The sequence below is a fragment of the Pseudomonas sp. E6002 genome, assembly GCF_013385565.1.
GTDB lineage: Bacteria > Pseudomonadota > Gammaproteobacteria > Pseudomonadales > Pseudomonadaceae > Aquipseudomonas.
In genome coordinates this window covers 55319-68853 of the sequence record NZ_JACAPT010000013.1, presented here as the reverse complement: position 1 = coordinate 68853, position 13535 = coordinate 55319, and the positions used below count along the sequence as shown (strand labels likewise).

11 protein-coding genes are annotated in these 13535 nt (G+C 47.6%); 4 read left to right on the top strand and 7 right to left on the bottom strand.

Features of this window, described 5'->3' with window-relative positions; genetic code table 11:
- Positions 1-87 precede the first annotated feature (87 nt).
- From HX815_RS13035 to HX815_RS13025, 3 genes are read right to left on the bottom strand one after another with little or no spacing between them, the layout of a single operon-like run.
- Positions 88-1848, bottom strand: a complete 1761-nt coding sequence (locus HX815_RS13035) for an AAA family ATPase (RefSeq protein WP_177028379.1) — start codon at positions 1846-1848, stop codon at positions 88-90.
- The gene (locus tag HX815_RS13030) at positions 1845-2324 is read right to left on the bottom strand and encodes a hypothetical protein (protein ID WP_177028378.1); all 480 of its coding nucleotides are present in this window, start codon (positions 2322-2324) and stop codon (positions 1845-1847) included. The genes HX815_RS13035 and HX815_RS13030 overlap by 4 nt, the downstream gene beginning before the upstream one ends.
- Complete coding sequence (locus tag HX815_RS13025; RefSeq protein WP_177028377.1) at positions 2321-3499, bottom strand: dsDNA nuclease domain-containing protein; 1179 nt, start codon at positions 3497-3499, stop codon at positions 2321-2323. Before HX815_RS13025 ends, HX815_RS13030 begins: the two co-directional genes overlap by 4 nt.
- Before the next feature lie 1009 nt (positions 3500-4508).
- Here HX815_RS13025 and HX815_RS13020 point away from each other — a divergent pair.
- Positions 4509-5813 carry an ATP-binding protein gene (locus tag HX815_RS13020; RefSeq protein ID WP_177028376.1) on the top strand — a complete coding sequence of 435 codons (1305 nt, stop codon included), beginning with the start codon at positions 4509-4511 and terminating at the stop codon, positions 5811-5813.
- A 442-nt stretch (positions 5814-6255) separates the two neighbouring features.
- On the opposite strand, the gene HX815_RS13015 is transcribed toward HX815_RS13020, so the two are convergent.
- The 3 genes from HX815_RS13015 to HX815_RS31910 all read right to left on the bottom strand — a co-directional run bounded on the left by HX815_RS13015 (position 6256) and on the right by HX815_RS31910 (position 8686).
- Positions 6256-7212 carry a DNA-processing protein DprA gene (locus tag HX815_RS13015; protein WP_177028375.1) on the bottom strand — a complete coding sequence of 319 codons (957 nt, stop codon included), beginning with the start codon at positions 7210-7212 and terminating at the stop codon, positions 6256-6258.
- The gene (locus HX815_RS13010) at positions 7209-8471 is read right to left on the bottom strand and encodes an HAD-IA family hydrolase (RefSeq protein WP_177028374.1); all 1263 of its coding nucleotides are present in this window, start codon (positions 8469-8471) and stop codon (positions 7209-7211) included. Before HX815_RS13010 ends, HX815_RS13015 begins: the two co-directional genes overlap by 4 nt.
- A gap of 86 nt (positions 8472-8557) precedes the next feature.
- Positions 8558-8686: a DUF4113 domain-containing protein gene (locus HX815_RS31910; protein WP_177028373.1), complete on the bottom strand. Its 129-nt coding sequence runs from the start codon at positions 8684-8686 to the stop codon at positions 8558-8560.
- A 715-nt stretch (positions 8687-9401) separates the two neighbouring features.
- Here HX815_RS31910 and HX815_RS13000 point away from each other — a divergent pair.
- A complete protein-coding gene (locus HX815_RS13000; RefSeq protein WP_177028372.1) occupies positions 9402-9785 on the top strand; it encodes a nucleotide pyrophosphohydrolase in 384 nt (127 codons plus the stop codon).
- A gap of 24 nt (positions 9786-9809) precedes the next feature.
- The gene (locus HX815_RS12995) at positions 9810-11681 is read left to right on the top strand and encodes a DUF2075 domain-containing protein (protein ID WP_177028371.1); all 1872 of its coding nucleotides are present in this window, start codon (positions 9810-9812) and stop codon (positions 11679-11681) included.
- Between the two features lie 72 nt (positions 11682-11753).
- Here HX815_RS12995 and HX815_RS12990 read toward each other — a convergent pair whose 3' ends face one another.
- Positions 11754-12557 carry an HNH endonuclease gene (locus HX815_RS12990; protein ID WP_177028370.1) on the bottom strand — a complete coding sequence of 268 codons (804 nt, stop codon included), beginning with the start codon at positions 12555-12557 and terminating at the stop codon, positions 11754-11756.
- A gap of 608 nt (positions 12558-13165) precedes the next feature.
- On the opposite strand from HX815_RS12990, the gene HX815_RS12985 reads away from it, so the two are divergent.
- On the top strand, positions 13166-13453 hold the full coding sequence (locus HX815_RS12985; RefSeq protein WP_177028369.1) for a DUF6124 family protein: 288 nt from the start codon (positions 13166-13168) through the stop codon (positions 13451-13453).
- Positions 13454-13535 lie beyond the last annotated feature (82 nt).

The window sequence follows — 13535 nt, the reverse complement described above, 5'->3', positions numbered from 1 at the left end:
CGATCACCAATAAAAATTATTTAGGCGACTATTACACACCATGGCCCCACGAAAGCTAACGCTCCCGCAGCGCATAAAACCACACTTTTATAATCGACCTCGCTTCAAGAACATATTTTGCTTAGACCCTGGAAATTTAGGCTCCCAATCTTTATCCCTAGCATCCCCAATATAATGATATTCAGTTCCGGATATAATAATCTGAACACCTGTCGCGCGTGAAAATACTTTAAGCGCATCAACATAGCGCCCCAGATCGACCCCATGCATCTCATGTTGTTTTGGAGTATCAAAAACAATAAACGACACTTTCCTTCTTTTAAAAAACTCAAAACACTCAAGAAGCGCTGCATGATAAGCAAGAATCACACGGAGCCTAGTACTCCCACCTAACTGAGCTAATCTCTCGCTACCTAAAATTGGAACAAAATCCCCCTCAAATTTTATATCGCTAGAAACATTATTTGTATCGAGGATATCCATCCACTTAATCATATTCTCTCTGAGCACACTTCTGAATCTAATAATGAGAGGATTACCTTGCCCAGTTTTTTCTAGTTCTTCCCTTCGATTAATAGCTTCATCTTGAGCTGATAAAGCTCTAACATATCGAGCCGAAATATCTTCGATCGAATCTAAAGACTTTTTATCCTGCTCTAGACCAAATATCCTTGATGTAATTTGGGTAATCGCTTCAACCAGAGCTTTAATATCTGAAGTATTGACCAAGGAATTTCGTCGTTCAGTAAGGCTTTGAGTTTGAGCTACCAACTCACCCCGACGAAGACTTAATTGTTCACTCCTCCCACGCCCAATCTCAACATTGCGCTCCAGATCCTTTAACTGGTCCTTTAAATAAAGTAAATTCTTACCATAGGAGTCAGAGCTGAATGAAAACAATTGACAGCCTGGGGAGTTACATATTTCGTCAAAAGAAGAAAAAACTCTTTTCGCTTCTTCATTCAGGCTCAGTGTATTGATTTCGGTTTGAATCTCTGCATGAATTCTTTGAAAGCTACGGTCGCGCTTGGAGATGTCTCCTAGCTCCCGATCTAAAGATCGGATATTTTCGTTATTCGATCCAATGAGTTCATCAATAGCGTCTGTGGAAGCAGTTTTATCTGCCGTACCACTTTTCAGCTCTTCAAGTCTCTGGTACAAAGACTTGAGTTCCACATCTATTCCAACTGGATCTATAGATCCGTAGACATCTTTGGCTGACTCATATTCTTTTTTTAGTGCATATACTTGCTTATCGCGCTGTTCGAGCTCACGCTTAGCGTCAATAAGTTTCTTTTTCGCATCAAATGCGTTCTTCGGCGCCACGCCTAAAACAATCCGAATCGACTCCGAAAGCTGATCCTTTATAAAGGAAGTGCTAGGACTATAATACTTACGATACCCTTCCTCTTGATCTAAATAATAGATAGGGAGCAAAGCAGAAAAGTACGCCTGCGCCGCCTTTTTTTCATCGCTAGAGACCAATGTAGGTATATCAAACCCTAACAACTCAAAAAGATACCTCGAGTAGTCGAGCTCATTTGAAAACTCGTGCTTAACTCCTGACAAGACGGTTAGAACAACATCTAGTCCCGATTTAAAATTACGACGAGCAACATAATTAACATTATTGACTTCAAATTCCAACTCAGCACACAGGCAGTTCTCGAGAATGTCATCTCGAAATTTACTTGGATAGCCAAGACAAAAAACTATAGACTTAATTAGCGGTGATTTGCCACAGCCATTAGGGCCGAAGAGTTGAGTGATATCTTGGCCAAATACCAACGGCTCTGAGCTCCATCCATTATCGCCCTTCGGGAAAATTTGAAGTCTGATAAGCCTCATACAAGCTCCAGGTCCATCTGCTTATTCACACAGATATTTCTATAAGATCGTTGAATCAACGAAAGGTTATAGGACAAATCATCATCATTAGACAAAGCTCTATCAATGACCTTTAGTCCTAGGGTTGTAGCGAGCATTCTATTGTCGTTTTTTCGGATTTCAATCATGCCGGATCGTTCTAGAAAGCTAATGGCTTTTACCGTCCGTATCCTTAAGATTGCAGACCAACCTAAATGATTGGAAGACCCTTTGAACCCGACTAATGAGGCTTCGATGGACTCTCCCACCATCTGCCCAATTTCAGTCACAATTGGCTTACGCCGGTCCTTAGCCAATAGAAGTACGATCATTGAGATGAGAGGTAACTGAAATAATGCCTCATTACTTAGCTGATAGTTTTTTTGAACATCTTTTTCTAAAACAACAATTGAAATTTCGCGCCTGGTTACACTCTCAAAGAATTCGTCATAGTTCATGATTTACACCTAACCAGGGCAGAAATAAATCCACCGAACAAAAGTGGTGGTGTTAAGTCGTATGCCAACCCCAAACTATCCAGATCCACCATCAACTGCTTCAGTTTTGGATGCAGTGCACCTAGCCTAAAAGATTTGGTGCCATCAAGTGTATCGGCAAGTAACGTGTCAATTTTCGAAGCTATAGCAAGGAGATCAAAATCGGAAAGCTTATTTCTATTATCTCGAAGCCAAACATCCCACTCAGTTTTACATCTCGACGAATATTCAATCTCCTCGTTGCTAGCTCCAGAAGCAAACATCGTGCGTTGGATTACTGACGCCGATTTAATTGCTCTAACATCACCTCCTTGAATCAGAGAATGATACGCTTCTCTAGATATACTTAATAAATCAAGCAAGTCATTTATATCAACACTTGCCTTATTATTAATAGAGGCCTCATCAAAAACAGAAATCACCCCTGAAGTTTTTTTCGACATCAACTCCAACAGATTCACTAGTATCTGCCTTGCCTCATTAAACTCTAGATCGATTTCACTAAACTGGTATATCTTGGTCCGAGCATCGGACTCGAAGCTATTGTTTTTATCTTTTATAAACGAAACGTCAGACTCAAATCTAAGTTTAGAAAGTTTCTCAAGTATTTGGGCCTCTGAAAGTTTTGGCTCGGTCAACACGAAGCAATCATTAAAATTATCGACAATAAATCTCAAATATTTATTGGCAACATCATTACGCTCTAGGCTTACAGACATTGCCTCGAGAGTTTCATCCAGATGAGCATTAGTCATAAATACAATTTTTGCACACACGTCCGGAAAGGTTACCGTGTGCTGCAATAATTTTCCGGCGAAACTAGCCTTCACATTTTCTGCGGAGTGGCTCGCATTTTTTTGGGTTTTAAGTCCAAATACCTCGTTAAGCGTCCAGTTCTTACTGGTTTTAGCGCGAGTTTTAACTTGAAAAAACTCGTATTGCTGCCTACCAGAAACCTTCTTTCCAATCACGAAATCGTCATGATAATCGCAAAAAACTCTATCAACTTCGCCACCTTCCAAAATCTCTAAGGCGGCTAGTGCGGCAGCTCGTATCTGAGCCCTATACCTTAAGAAGGTATCTCTACCTACTTGTTCGCGAGGCTTTGTTGAGTAAAAATCTTCAGTACTATTCATGAAGTATCTACGAGTCCCTTCTCAGCTGAAATATCTTTCTCAACTTTAGCTAGCACATTCCATCAGCCAGTTACATATCTTTTGATGACTCCGATATGCGAGCAATAATACTGACCAGTAAGCTGAAATTTTTACTAGATGAGCTGCACCTTCTTCGGCTCCAGCCACAAAGCACCGCCTACTGATTAGCTCACCGGTAGCGCTGAAAAGTTATCATTATGCCATTACACCTGTCTACCGTAAGGGTTCAACCCGGCCCAACAGCATGCGCATACCCTGAGCTTGTCAATCTGCGTTCGAGATAGGATTCAAGGACTCCAATCACAAGAAGGAACTCCCGAGTTCGATTCCCCTTAAGTCCATAACTAGCTGATTCATTTATGGTTACGGATTGGGGTATGCCAAATTTTCCATCGAATTCCCATCCTCGCAGAAAACCTAGCTTCGCCCCTAGCTACCGTTCGTCTGGTGTAGATCCATCACGAGTTTTCCTTGGGGTGGGTAATAGCTCTACCGAAACATTAGCAAGCAGATGTTGTGTTCAAAGCTAGCACCACTGCGCGCAGACACCCCATTTTTAATCAGGAAAATAGATCCGTCGCCTTTCCTCCGGGGCAAGGTCGTATCGACGTGGTATCGGCTTACATTGGTGGTCGCGCATGAGCAAGCCATTCGATATGTAGCTGTTCAAGGCAGCTGTTTTGACCGGGTCGCATTCCATGCACCAGCGTCACCTACCAGGCAAAGACAATTCCAGCGGCAATCTGTGATCCTTGGAACCGAAATAGCCCATGTGGCTGGCAGCGAAAGCATTTCGTATGGATTCTAAATCACTACGTGCGCCACCACGCTGGATCGACGTGCTATGACTATCTGCTGACCGTGCGCTTGCTCACGACTCGCTTAGGAAAATCTCGGCAGTTCAACGACTAGGCGACGGTCAGCAACCGGCCCAAGCTGGGTGAAAACGAACGTCTGCAAGCCGGACTACGAGCTTAGAGGATCAGATATGTATGTAAAACACGTCTCGCTTAGAAACTTTGGTCCCTTTTCCAAGGCAGATTTCGAATTTTCGGGGGCTGCCATCAACATGGTAGTGGGGGTCAACGCAACTGGGAAGACTCAGCTTCGTGGTGCCATTATTGCTGCGATCGTGGGGCGGCCTGCTGTCCAGATTCGCGAAGGTGCCACTGGACCGTCAGAGGTATCAGTCACACTGATTGAAGGTTTTTTTACTGAGAAGGCGACGCTTTTTGTCATAGAGAACTCGCCTGGGAGGGTCTCCGTTTCACAGGAGCCATGTCCATTGGCGATTCAAATCTTAGCTACAATGAGTGACCCTAACGGGGCGCGCCTAGTTCTAGCGGAAGGAGGCGAATCGCACGATCTGATAAATGACGATCTGAAAGTAATCGAAAGCGAGTTACCGGAAAGTATTAAGTATCACGAGCGATGGTTACAGATACGTAACAACTGGTCATCCAATCAATATATCGGGTCACGAGGTGAGCACGACTTAGCTCTCGTTGTGCGAGAACTAGCTATACGAAAAAAGACAAAATCAAGCCTGCCGCTTTTGATAGATGGTCTCGGGATGCATTGGGATCAGCCAACTCGGGTCTTTGCGGTTGAGGTTCTAAATGAAATAGCAAAACTTTCCCAAGTAGTGGTTTTCACAAACCGGGAAGACTTTTTCATAAATGGCAAAACCATCGAAATATTTCAACCTGAGAGGAGGTCAGATGCGTTGGCGGGTTACAACAACCGTCTCTTCGCGCCACAAAGCACTGGGCGCAAACGGGGGCAAACTCCAGCGTGGATAAAAGGGGCTAAATTCCCGAACCAAGAGAGCCGCATTTGCGAACTGAAGGAGATAAAAGGAAATAATCCAATAGGATCAATAAAATCACTTGTCGATCAGTATGCGGTGGCTTTCATGAATGCTGGAGTTTCGCAAAATGGCTCAATATATTGGGGTGTTCGCGACGAAGACTTATCTATTATTGGTGTGTCTTTGTCAGAGCGAGAATGTGATGAGCTTCGGCGAGTCGTCACAGAGAAGCTCCATAAAATTGCGCCAGCGATAGCACCGACTGCTTATCAGATAGAATTGCACCCCGTAAGTGACGGTATGAAAATTATTGACGGTCTATATCTCGTCGAGGTGAGAATCCCAGCAGTTCGCCGGACCCTGCTATTCGCAACGGGGAGTCAAGAAGTTTACGTTAAAACTGACGCAGGAAAACGACGATTGTCCGCAGTAGAAATTCAATGTGAGTTACTGAGGCGAGTGGGTGTCGAGCCATCTTTCTAAAATTTCTCTGAACACTGTAATATTGAACTTGGTGTCAGCGCAGCGCGCTTTAATTTAGCGACACGAATTCAAAAAATCTTACACGCCGGCAATGCGAGGACACTTTTTAAATGCCGGTTTCGATTCCACTGAACGCCATGACGAGTCGATTTGTTTATAGTTACTATTAGGGGTACACCAAATTTTCCACCGAATTCCAGACCCGCAGAAAACCTAGCTCCGCCGGCCACTACCGTTCGTCTGGTGCCGCACCATACATCAAAGCCCCGCAATGCGGGGCTGAACGTGCATAAAGTTCTATATGATCTAGTAGACGTGGTTGAGAAAACTAACACCATGCTTGCTGAGCACAAGCATGGTGTTACCACTCTTCCTGACAACGCGGCGGAGTTCTCATCAAACTCGGCAATTACCGCTAGCCTTTATCAACAGATGCTGCCTATTACTGAGAAAGACCCCTAGATAGGATTTCCAACATTCTACCGTAATCCCCTTTCCGCCTAATAATATGAAGGTTTTCCAATCCGGCGGAAACACACTTCAACAACTTGCACTTGCCTATGGCATCGTCTGAGGCTAGCAAGAGATTTGCTGAAATTTTGCTTTCAGAATGTGCTATATCCTTATCGGTTGGGAATGGGACAATCAGTGGGCGCTGGTCTTTGATTGCTGCCCGGGATGCATGCAAGCTTCCACCTACCAAGTCCGACTGGATCATTATCACTCCGCGAGAAAGGGCGGACTGGGTTTTGTCCCTGATCACAAAGTTGGTTGGAACTGGCTTTATGTCAAAACCAAACTCCGACACCAATGCTCCATCGCTGGATAGTATTGATGTCGCCAGGTCTTTATTCCGCGACGGTGAAATGGTTTGCAAGCCATGAGCCATAACAGCTACTGTTTTGCCTCCCGACTCGATTGCCTGCTTATGTGCAATGCTATCGCAACCCAATGCGAGACCACTTACGATCGCCCACCCCTGTTGAACCATCCAATCCGTTATTCGCTTTGTTATTTCTTCACCATGGGAAGTAGGCTCTCTTGTTCCAATTACAGCGACTGAGGGGATATTCAGCGCGTCTACATTTCCTTTGACATAAAGAACCACAAGACGGACCCCGGAGGCCACCAAGGCTTTTGGAAACTCAGCATCCAATAGGCTGATAACCCTCGTGTCGTTCTTGGATGCCATATCCACCTGAAAGTCGGCATACCTCCGAGCCTCATCGAACTGCTCAACAGTCAAGGAGTTTTTACGCAGTTCGTAGGCGTACTCACAAAGCTCAAGAGTCGTCTTGAGTGGATAGGAAGAAAGCCCCAGCACCTTTTCAATCGTGCTAGGCCCAACTCCCTTTAACCCACTCAGGATCAAAGCATTGTAAGCGTCATCGCTCGTCATTTTATTTCTCTAGCCGCTGAGATTGTGTGCGCCAAGCTAATGCAAAACACCTCTTGCGCGCCATTCTCCCTACTGTATTTGTCCATATAGTAGAGAGTCGCCCCTGTGGTGACAACATCATCGATCAAGAAAACTAATTTATCTTCGAACTCGGCGTCACCTACCGACAAGCAGTCACGGACATTTTCAAACCGCTGAATTTGGGACAAGTGTTCACCATGATGGGATCTCGCCTCTTCAGAGAACTCAAATGCTTCAGGGGCGATTTCAACCGAGCTGTTAGACAGTGGGTTCTCATCGCATGATGACCCGATCAGTTCAAGAAAGTTTTCCATCCGAGGCGGCCTGTCGGCTTTTGTGGGTGCAACTGTGATTAGCACGTTGTACCGTTTAAACATGTGGCTCGGGCCTTTTCTTTTTCTGTATTGCTTAATTTGGTCATCAATTGCATCTCGGACGCACTCCGCCCATTCTGACGGGAAATTATCAGTATCTTTGAACTTCACAATCTCATCAGTAAGAGCATGCCATTGCCGTCTTTCTTTAAGCGCCTTATGCTCTGTGAACAATCTACCTAAGGAAATAACCTGGAGCGGGTGTCTCGTTTCCGCTATCGACTTTGGCGGAAAGTGTCCAATCCGGCACACTCTCCCAAAGTAAGTGCTATTTGAGTCGCCGCCTTCTACTAATCGCTCGAGGACTGGCAATTTCTGCTTTATGTCAACAATCGCTTCGTATACTGTTTTTTCCTTGACAACTGACGCGTCAGGTATTCGCTTTCTCGCTTCATAGTTCTTTTGGTCTTCGAGTTCGGCCAATACCACGCGAATTCCTGCGCTGTAAGCCGCTTCGACATCCCCGAGGTCGTCCCCCACTAGCAAAACTGCTTTACCTTGAGTGATACCACAGTCCTCTGCAGCCAAATAAATCCCTTCCGGATCCGGCTTCGTGTGTTTCACGTCTTCGAATGCTACGACGGAGTCCCAATCGATTTCTGGGTAAACCTCGTCCAATACAATATTGGCGTATTCCTTAGGTGACTTGGTGAAAACTGCCAGCTTGATGTCTGGATTGTTATCTCGCAGATCCTCAAAGAATTGTGTCGATAACAATCGACGTTTCTGCTCTTCGATCTTCGCAACGAGCCGGTCTTTGTAATTTTGATTTTGCTCGCCTAAATGTGCGCGTCCGCGAAATTCTTCCAAATCATTAGTTGAAGCCAAGGTGTTATCTAAATCAAAAATCACCAAATCAAACATCTCAAATTCCCTTTGTTCAGTCAAAAGGAATACATTGATGCTTAATAGCCATTAATGTCAATATGGCACTAGTGGGTTCGGTCGACCTAGCCTTTGACTGTGAACAACTCCGCCATGCAGGTCGTGTACCGCTGACTAAGCAGATCCCGCTTCATCCTCCAATCCGGCGCGACAGCACAGTCGCCACCTTCAACGTCCCGCCCCCCTACGCCCATTGATCTGGTCCAGCACCGGCATAACCTTTCCGAAGCCTCCGGCTGCGCCGCCGAAAACAGGTCATCGGTAATTCACCAGACTGTCGCAGGTCCAGAAATAAATGCTTTGTCACCACCGCATTAGCGGCAATAACCGCGCCGGTGCCCACGTTTACGCCCTCAAAAACCATCGCACCTTAGCCAATGCAAACGTCGGGGCCAACGTGCTGCGCCCTTCGATTTCGTATCGAAGCTGAGTGTCGGTGTATTGAAAAGGATGACTGCTTATCCAGTTCGTTGAGGGCTCATTACGCCAAATTTTCCACCGACTTCCAGACCCGCAGAAAACCTAGCCCCCCCGAAACATACCGTTCGTCTGGTGCCGGAGGCGCGCTCAGGGCTGTTGCCGCTGACCAGTTCGGGGAGAAGTGTCTAGCCCCCGCGGCAATAATCCGTTCGTCTGGTGCCGATTGCCATCACCTGCTAACCAGAATCGGTCCAGTCTGAAAACCAACGAACAGAGCGAGAAAAGGCCGCTAGTCCGTGGGCATGGGGTCGTCGCGACCTACTTGGCCACGCTCAAAGTACCTAGCGAACACTGGCAAGCAATGCGGCCTGCAGAGAGCGTGTGAGAAAAACACAAAAAAGCTGCGCAAGCAGCGAAAACTCTTACAATCTTAGGCCAGATTTTCTACACATTTTTTGCCCCCCCACCCGATACTCAAGAGATAGCCCCGTGAGTGACTCAGACAGCTCATCAGCGCCACTGGTTGACGTAATGAAGCTCGCCGCATCCCTTCAGCGTTTCGCAGATGATCGCGACTGGCGGCAGTTCCACTCCCCAAAAAATCTCATCTTGGCGCTCACTGGCGAGGTAGGAGAGTTGTGCGAGATTTTCCAATGGATGAGCGATGCCGATTCGATCTCCGCCGCAACAGATCCCGAAATCGGCCAAGCCGTCAAGGACGAACTGGCGGACGTACTGATGTACCTGGTTCGCCTGAGCAGCGTACTCGGCATCGACCTCAACGAGGCGGTGACACGGAAACTCGCCTCGAACGGCCAGAAGTACCCCGTGGATAAAGCCAAAAGCAGCAGCAAAAAGTACGACCGACTCTGAACAACTCGAATCTAAGGACAGCCCGTGATCGTCTACGCTGCGACCAAACAGCAATTTCTTAAAGACAACGATAACGATGACATTGAGGAGGTGATCCTCAGGCATTACAAGGAAGCTACCGGCAAGAACGTTGGCACCTCGGAAATCAGGTCGTGGCAAGGATCTCTAACGTATATGGCCAAGGTCCTTAGGGATGAAGGCCTGCCGAGCGACGCGGGCCTGGCCATTGAGCTGCACATTCCGCAGTCGTCGAAGCGCATCGATTTTCTGCTCACCGGTCGCGACGCAAATCAGGCAAAAAAAGCCGTCTTGATCGAATTAAAGCAATGGAGCAAGGCCAGCGCCACTACCAAGGATGCCATCGTCAAAACGGCATTGGGTGGTGGCCTCGTTGAAACCATTCACCCGTCCTATCAAGTATGGTCATACGCCGCGCTGCTGGAGGGCTTCAACGAGGCGGTGTATGACAAAAGCATCGAGATCCGTCCGTGTGCCTACCTTCATAACTACGTCAGCGACGGCATCATCGACTCAGCTCACTACGAGCCCCACATCAGCAAAGCCCCACTGTTCTTGAAAGGGCCGGAGGAACTCACCAAACTCAGAAGCTTCCTGAAAAAGCATATTGCTCACGGCGACAACAAGGAGGTTCTCTACGAACTGTCCGATGGGAAAATCCGTCCGTCCAAAGCGCTAGCCGAGGCCCTCGAAGGGCTGATGACAGGCAAGCCAGAGTTCGTATTGATTGACGATCAAAAAGCAATTTTTGAATCAGCGCTTGCGGCAGCAAGCGAAGCCTCGGACCAGGCACCAAAGGTGCTGATCATTGAGGGGGGGCCGGGCACCGGAAAAACTGTTCTGGCTATCAATTTACTGGTGAGGCTCACAGAATTGAGGTTGTTAAGCAAATATGTCTCGAAGAATGCCGCCCCACGCAAGGTCTACGAAAGCAAACTGGTTGGCACCATCAAACGCAGCCATTTCTCGAATTTCTTTTCAGGCTCTGGAGCGTTCATCGACACTGAGCCCAACACATTCGATGCGCTTATCGTGGACGAAGCCCACCGCCTGAATGAGAAAAGCGGGCTTTATGGGAACCTTGGCGAAAACCAGATCAAGGAGCTGATCGAATCAGCGAAATGCTCAATTTTCTTCATCGATGAAGATCAGCGTGTGACCCTGAGCGACATAGGCAGCAAGAAGGCAATACGCGCCTTTGCCGAAGCCAAGGGTGCTGTTGTCGAGGAATATGTGCTGTCTTCACAGTTTCGTTGCAGTGGTTCTGACGGCTACATGGCATGGCTGGATGACGTGCTTGGCATTCGCTCGACAGCAAATCCGACGCTCAACATCTCGGAGTACGAGTTCAAGGTATTCGACTCACCTCAGGCGCTGCATGACGCCATTGACGAGAAAAACCATGGAAACAAGGCTCGTGTGGTCGCGGGCTATTGCTGGCCTTGGCTCAGCAAGAAAGACTCCAAGGCCACTGACATCGTTATCGGCAATGACTACGCACGCCAATGGAATCTGGATCAGGATGGCAGCTTGTGGATCATCGCTGAGAATTCCATTGAACAGGTCGGTTGTATCCACACCTGCCAAGGGCTGGAAGTTGATTATATTGGAGTGATCATCGGATCAGATCTAGTCGTGCGTGATGGGCAGGTGGTAACGTCGCCGAATGAGCGAGATAAGAACGACAAATCGATTCGTGGCTGGAAGAAGTTGATGAAGGAGCAACCTGCTCTGGCACAGCAAGAAACAGACCTGATAATCAAAAACACGTATCGAACATTGATGACTCGGGGGATGAAAGGCTGCTACCTATACTGTACTGATCAGGAGACCGCGCAATACTTTGAGAGCCGACTTGCCAGGCACAGTAACGGCTGATGGGCCCTCCGGTAGGATGTCACTATCCAGGATTCAGCCTCACAAAAAAGGTAGGTTGAACACAGTAGAAAACTAAGGCTCGATTACCCATCGCCCGCGCAACATTCCTTTCAGCTCATCAACGCTCAGAGTCATATGCCGCTTGCGATGGACCACCGCGTGACAGTTCGCGCACAACGTGACGAGGTCAGTCTCAGGATTCACGGCTTTCTCACCACCAAAGTCCGAAATCGGCACTATATGGTGAACGTGAATGAACCCCTTCGCGTGCTCGCCGTACGCCTGTTCGAAATCAAAGCCACATGCCTTGCAGTCAAGGCCGTGGATAGCAATGGCCTTCACCCTCAGATCTTTCCGGCGCTCGTAGCGGGTTCCAAAGTAACTTAATTTGCTGCCTTCATTGGCCGATTCAAAGGTCAATGGATCGCCTTCGAAATTTGGTGCGACCTGTTCAGCCTGGGAAGACAGGAGCTTCGCATGACTTAGGATTGCATCGTAATCCAGTTGGGAAATGGACCGAACCCCGTCACGCCAATAGTTGTTCACTCGAGTAGCGGGGATCGTCTCTAGGTACACTCCGTTAATTTTCGAGGGGATAGCGCCTTCAAACGGAGTGAAGTTTTCGATCAAAGCAAAAAGGTCACCCTTATCACTCCTCCGGTCTGCGTAGACCTTGCCGATGCGTGCCATACCAAAATAATGCGGATCGGCGCTGAGACGGACAGAAGCAAAGGTTTTGTCCTTGATGCGTCCTTTGTAATAGATCACTTCGGTTCCTTCAGCAAACCAGGCTTGGTACCGCTTGGGGAAGTGATAGACAGCACCGGTTTCGTCTTGCCATTGCGATGTGTCGTTTTCAACGATGACTGCGGGCATTCCATTTCCTCTAGACTGATGGCAAAAGCCTACCAAAAATGAGGAAGTTTCCTACAAGATATTTAAGATTTACATGCTTGCTTAACGTCATCTCCGCTCTGATGAACTCATACCACCGATCGTGGTGAGTATTGCCCGGTAGAGCGGTATTCCAATTGGTATTCCAGCAAAAATTTAATATTATTATTCTTTATATAAATTAATAAGATGAGAAAGCTTTTCAGCTTCCCCCGGCCCAACCCGCCTTGTGCGGGTTTTGTTGTTTCTGTGCTCCTGGAAACACACAGCAGATTAGCCCTTCGGATTTTTCCCGCAAGACATCGAGCCCTTGATGAACTGGTGCTCATCAATCGACACGACTAGCCTTGAAACGTCGCTGCAAAATCAGCGACCGGGTTTAGCAGCTCGGTTAATATCAAGGCATGCAATGCCACCATCCGTTCAAGCGAAGCATCCGCGTTCGCTAGTCCGCGTTATGGCGGCTGTGCGTGGGGCACTTTCGAGTGCGCTGGGTTCCTTGATTCCTGGTCTGCTAACCCGCGTACAGTCGCCACCCTTTTCGTTTAGCAGCGATGTCTGGCGACTCCACCAATCAAGGAGTTGCAGTCATGAAAAAGCACAGCCCCAATCCTCCATGCCCGAGCCAATCCGGCGCGGATATCTTCTGTATTGCCCAAAACATCGACCCCGAAACCCTGCTCGTACAGGCCTGCGAAACCCTCGCCTCACTGAACGCGCTCACTACCGACCTGGCTTTCGAGTTCGATGGCGCCTTTCGCCATAAACTCCTGGCCACCCAGCAATTGAGCGTCCTCGGTGAGTTGCTGGTGAAGCGCGCACTGGACATTCTTGTGCCAACGGCAGATTCAGAAGCTACGGGAAGGTCCGTTTCCTGACAGGAAACATGACGATCCGTTTGAGCGCCCCAAAAGTAAGAAAAGGTGAGGGTCTATTTTCTTTTAAGATAAACCCCACCTT